Origin of the sequence: Occallatibacter sp., from assembly GCF_049802275.1 — a bacterium.
Classification (GTDB): Bacteria; Acidobacteriota; Terriglobia; order Terriglobales; family Acidobacteriaceae; genus Telmatobacter.
Genome location: NZ_JBARMD010000650.1, coordinates 1 through 2596, shown reverse-complemented (window position 1 = coordinate 2596; position 2596 = coordinate 1). Strand labels below are relative to the sequence as shown.

Genomic DNA, 2596 nt, shown 5'->3' with positions numbered 1-2596 from the left:
GCTCCGGGATCCTTCGAAGGACCGCGTGAGCCGTTCACAGGCGCCGACTTGTCCGCCTTCTACAAAATGCTGCCCGGGTTCTGCCGTGTCGTGGCTCATGCCAAACCGACTGCAGACTCCGACATCCCTATCGAAGTATGGATGCCGCTTGCCGGATGGAACGGCAAGCTCGAGGGACTTGGCAACGGAGGATTCGCCGGTGCCATCAGCTACGATGGCCTCGGCGCCGCGATCCTCCGCGGCTATGCAGCCACAGCCACTGATACCGGGCACACCGCTTCGCCCATTGATGCAAGGTGGGCGCTTGGCCATCCGGAGAAGATCATCGACTTTGGCTATCGGGGCATCCACGAGATGACCCGCGTCGCCGGGCTCATCGTTCCGCAGTTTTACGGATCGGCGCCGAAGGGTTCCTACTTCGATGGGTGCTCCGATGGCGGACGCGAAGCCCTGATGGAAGCGCAGCGCTATCCCGAGGATTACGACGGCATCATTGCCGGTGCGCCTGCCAACTACTGGACCGGATTGCTGTCAAACGCAGTTGTCGACTTGCAGGCACTTACCGCGACTCCGGAGAGCTTCATTCCACCCCCGAAGGTTCCGGTGATTGCCACGGCGGTACTTGCCGCGTGCGACAAACTCGATGGCGTGGGGGATGGCATTCTCAATGATCCGCGCCAATGCCATTTCGATCCTGCTTCGATCGAGTGCAAGACCGGTGAAGGGACGGACAAGTGCCTCACGGCGCCGCAAGTGTCCGCGCTGAAGGCAATCTATGCGGGCATCAGGGACTCTACCGGTCGTACGATCTTTCCCGGTTATCTGCCCGGCGCGGAAGATGGCAGGGCGGGCTGGGCACTTTGGATAACAGGCCCCGCTCCCGCGAAGAGTGCACAGGCTATGTTCGGCATCGGCTATTACACCAACATGGTCTACGAGAAATCTGACTGGAGCTACAAAACATTCACTGTAGATAGCGGCATGCAAGCCGCCGCGGAGAAGACAGCCGCGGCGCTCAATGCAGTGAATCCCGACCTGAGCGCATTCCGCAAGCACGGTGGCAAGCTGATTCTTTATCACGGCTGGAACGATCCCGCGATTCCCGCTCTCAATACGGTGAACTACTACGAGGACGTAATCGCCAAGATGGGCCGCGCTGATGTTGATTCCTTTACGCGTCTCTACATGGTTCCCGGCATGCAGCACTGCGGTGGAGGTCCCGGTCCCGACAGCTTCGGCGCCTTCGTCGGCTCCCCGTCCAACGACCCTCAGCGCAACATTGTTATCGCCCTGGAGAATTGGGTTGAGAAGGGAACAGCACCAGGAACCATCATCGCGACCAAAAGAGCAGGAGGGAATCCACTGGGTGCTGCCACGATGACCAGGCCTTTGTGCCCTTATCCGCAGTCGGCGAGCTACAAAGGCAGCGGCGATCCGAACAGCGCAGAAAACTTCGAATGCACGAGTCCGAAAAAATAGTGAAGGCCGAATCGGGCGGCCTACTCATTTCCTCGAGCAATGTAGAGCATTTCGTTGCTGGTCGTGAATCCGAGTTTCTCGTAAACGGGCTGACCCTTCTTCGATGCGTGCAGGGCGACTATGCGAATGCCGCGCCGCTGAGCCTCGTCAATACACTCCGTCATGAGTGCCTGCGCCAATCCGCGCCTCCGAAAATCAGACTCAACAAACACGTTGAGTACGTAGCCGCGTAGTTCTCCAGCAGGATCAAGAAAGTGGGGCGCCCAGTCCACCACCAGCAGACCCGCGGAGGCAATATCGCGCTCTTTGTCGCCGATGATCCAGCCAGCATATTTGCCGTTGGCGAGCATGCGCCGGACCCACGGTTCGAAGTGTCGGGCCATCTTCTCTAAAGCCGGCTCCGGAGCGTCCCGCATATCTGCAAACATCGCCTTGCGATGCCGGGTGATCAGTTCAGCGTCGTTGACGGTGGCTCTTCGCGTTTCTAACATGGGCTGAGTATAGGGAATCAGGACCGCCGCCGGAACAGATTTCCGTCAACGCGGAAACAGCTCGAACTGCTGAATCGCAATCCTCGGAGCGATAAACGTGTGCTCGATATCCGGCAGAAACATCACGGTAATCTCATTGAACTTCCGCAGTGGCGCGTCGGGCGGCACGGAAAAACGAATCGTCTCGTACAACGGTATTGTTTTTACGGAGAAATGACCGGGCTCGGTCGACACAATCGACTGCTGACCAAGGTAGAGCGTCCTCTTCGAGGCGGAATCTTCATCCGTCAGCAACACGCCCAGTGATACAAGGCCTTGTCTATTGTCGCGATTTTCAATCGCTATCTCGATCTCGCGACATCGCCCCGTGGGGATTGCTCGCGCCAACTTTTGATGCGCGTTCATCACCAACGCGACATCATTGTTAGATTCAAGATTCACGTTGATGGGCGAGCCCTGCGCAACGTGGGCCCCGGGCCCGGGCCGTTTCGACGGCGGCTGCAGAAACCAGTACGGGCCGTCAAAACGAATGATGAGCGGCCGCTTTGTTCCCGGCGCGAGGATGGAGTCATCAGCAATCAGCGGCGGCACAAGCTCCTTCTTCTTCGGATACGGCCAGAGAACGA

3 protein-coding genes are annotated in these 2596 nt (G+C 58.5%); 1 reads left to right on the top strand and 2 read right to left on the bottom strand.

Annotated elements, in window-relative coordinates:
- Window positions 1-1479, top strand: a 1479-nt coding sequence (locus WA354_RS21825) for a tannase/feruloyl esterase family alpha/beta hydrolase (protein ID WP_472815133.1), incomplete at its 5' end; no start/stop codon positions are given.
- A gap of 20 nt (window positions 1480-1499) precedes the next feature.
- On the opposite strand, the gene WA354_RS21820 is transcribed toward WA354_RS21825, so the two are convergent.
- Complete coding sequence (locus WA354_RS21820) at window positions 1500-1970, bottom strand: GNAT family N-acetyltransferase (RefSeq protein ID WP_472815132.1); 471 nt, start codon at window positions 1968-1970, stop codon at window positions 1500-1502.
- Window positions 1971-2015: 45 nt separating this feature from the next.
- On the bottom strand, window positions 2016-2596 hold a 581-nt coding region (locus tag WA354_RS21815; protein WP_472815131.1), incomplete at its 5' end, for a hypothetical protein.